This window comes from Saccharomonospora halophila 8 (assembly GCF_000383775.1).
GTDB classification, from domain to species: domain Bacteria; phylum Actinomycetota; class Actinomycetes; order Mycobacteriales; family Pseudonocardiaceae; genus Saccharomonospora; species Saccharomonospora halophila.
This window is the reverse complement of record NZ_KB912540.1, coordinates 1-2,194: the sequence shown is the minus strand read 5'-3', so window position 1 is coordinate 2,194 and position 2,194 is coordinate 1. Positions and strand designations below refer to the sequence as shown.

The 2,194-nt window shown below is 68.6% G+C and carries 1 protein-coding gene and 1 pseudogene; both read right to left on the bottom strand.

Annotated elements, in window-relative coordinates:
• Positions 1-273, bottom strand: a pseudogene (locus SACHA_RS25265) (hypothetical protein); the annotation flags it as partial.
• Positions 274-356: 83 nt separating this feature from the next.
• Positions 357-2,033 carry an energy-dependent translational throttle protein EttA gene (ettA, locus tag SACHA_RS0110205; protein WP_019809435.1) on the bottom strand — a complete coding sequence of 559 codons (1,677 nt, stop codon included), beginning with the start codon at positions 2,031-2,033 and terminating at the stop codon, positions 357-359.
• Positions 2,034-2,194 lie beyond the last annotated feature (161 nt).

The following is a 2,194-nucleotide window of genomic DNA, read 5'->3' as shown; positions in this document are numbered from 1 at the left end:
CCGGCCGACCGTGGACGCCCGGTGCCCCAGCCGGACCCGGGCGTGCACGACCAGGCTCTCCGCCCGCACCCACAGCTCGTTGGCCCCCGCCGACTCCGCCAACGCGGCGGCACGCTCGCCGAGGATCAATGCGAGCTCGGGGGCCCGCACCTCGAGGGCGGTGGCGTGCTCGACGAGCTGGGCGATCGATCCCGGGCCCCCCTCGACGCCGTCGTGGGCAGCGGCTCGGCGGCCGTTGACCGCGCTCGCGTTGGTGTGCTCAGTGGCTACCACTGGGTCTCCCGCTCAACGTTGGCTCCGGGGGCTCGGTCGTCGCCGGGCACCCGCCTCGCGGTGCCGGCGGCACGCCACTCGTGTCAGTCGCGCGTCAGCTTGCGGTGCGTCACCCTGTGCGGCCGGGCGGCCTCCGCACCCAGCCGTTCGATCTTGTTCTTCTCGTAGCCCTCGAAGTTGCCCTCGAACCAGAACCACTTCGCCGGGTTCTCCTCGGTGCCCTCCCAGGCGAGGATGTGGGTGGCCACGCGGTCGAGGAACCACCTGTCGTGCGAGATCACCACGGCGCAGCCGGGGAACTGTTCGAGCGCGTTCTCCAGCGAGCCGAGGGTCTCCACGTCGAGGTCGTTGGTGGGCTCGTCGAGCAGGATCAGGTTGCCACCCTGCTTGAGGGTCATCGCCAGGTTGAGCCGGTTGCGCTCGCCACCGGACAGCACGCCCGCCGGTTTCTGCTGGTCGGGGCCCTTGAAACCGAACGCGCTGACGTAGGCGCGGGAGGGCATCTCGACCTGCCCGACGTGGATGTAGTCCAGCTCGTCGGACACGACCTGCCACACCGTCCTGTCCGGGTCGATCCCCGCCCGTTGCTGGTCCACATAGGAAAGCTTGACGGTGTCACCGACCTTGACGGTGCCGGAGTCGGCCTCCTCCAGACCCACGATCGTCTTGAACAGCGTCGTCTTGCCGACCCCGTTGGGGCCGATCACGCCGACGATGCCGTTGCGCGGCAGCGTGAAGGACAGGTCGTCGATCAGCAGCCGGTCGTCGAAGCCCTTACGGAGGTTCTCCACCTCCACCACCACGTTGCCCAGGCGAGGTCCCGGCGGGATCTGGATCTCCTCGAAGTCCAGCTTTTTGCTCTTCTCCGCCTCGGCGGCCATCTCCTCGTAGCGCTGCAGGCGCGAGCGCGACTTGGACTGCCGTGCCTTCGCGTTGGAACGCACCCACTCCAGCTCGTTCTTCAGCCGCTTCGCCAGCTTGGCGTCCTTCTTGCCCTGGACCTCCAGGCGCTCCCGCTTCTTCTCCAGGTAGGTCGAGTAGTTGCCCTCGTAGCCCTCGACCCGGCCCCGGTCCAGTTCCATGATCCATTCCGCGACGTTGTCCAGGAAGTACCGGTCGTGGGTCACGGCGAGGACGGCACCCGGGTAGTTCGCCAGGAACTGCTCCAGCCAGAGCACGCTCTCGGCGTCCAGGTGGTTGGTGGGCTCGTCGAGCAGCAGCAGGTCCGGCTTCGACAGCAGCAGCTTGCACAGCGCCACCCGGCGGCGCTCACCGCCGGAGAGGTGGCTCACCGGCTCGTCCCCCGGAGGGCAGCGCAGCGCGTCCATCGCCTGTTCGACCTGCGAGTCCAGCTCCCAGGCGTCGGCGTGGTCGAGGTCCTCCTGCAGCTTGCCCATCTCCTCCATCAGGGCGTCGCTGTAGTCGGTGGCCAGCTTCTCGGCGATCTCGTTGAAGCGATCCAGCTTGACCTTGATCTCGCCGAGCCCCTCCTCCACGTTGCCGCGGACGGTCTTCTCCTCGTTCAGCGGCGGCTCCTGCTGGAGGATGCCGACGCTGGCCCCCGGCTGGATGAAGGCCTCCCCGTTGCTCGGTTGGTCGAGCCCAGCCATGATCCCCAGAACGGTGGACTTGCCCGCCCCGTTCGGTCCCACCACGCCGATCTTGGCGCCAGGGAAGAACGCGGTGCTGACGTCGTCGAGGATCACCTTGTCCCCGACGGTCTTGCGCACCATTTTCATGGTGTAAATGAACTCGGCCATACTCCGATCGTAGAGCGAAGCCGACGCCCTCATCACCCCGCCTCACCGATGGGCGACCGGTCGTGAGCACGGGCGCATCCCGGGCGGACACCGGCCGGACGGACGCCCGCCGCCGGGCCGGAGGCGGAATCGCTGGGCACACACGGCGCGGGTGGCCCGCC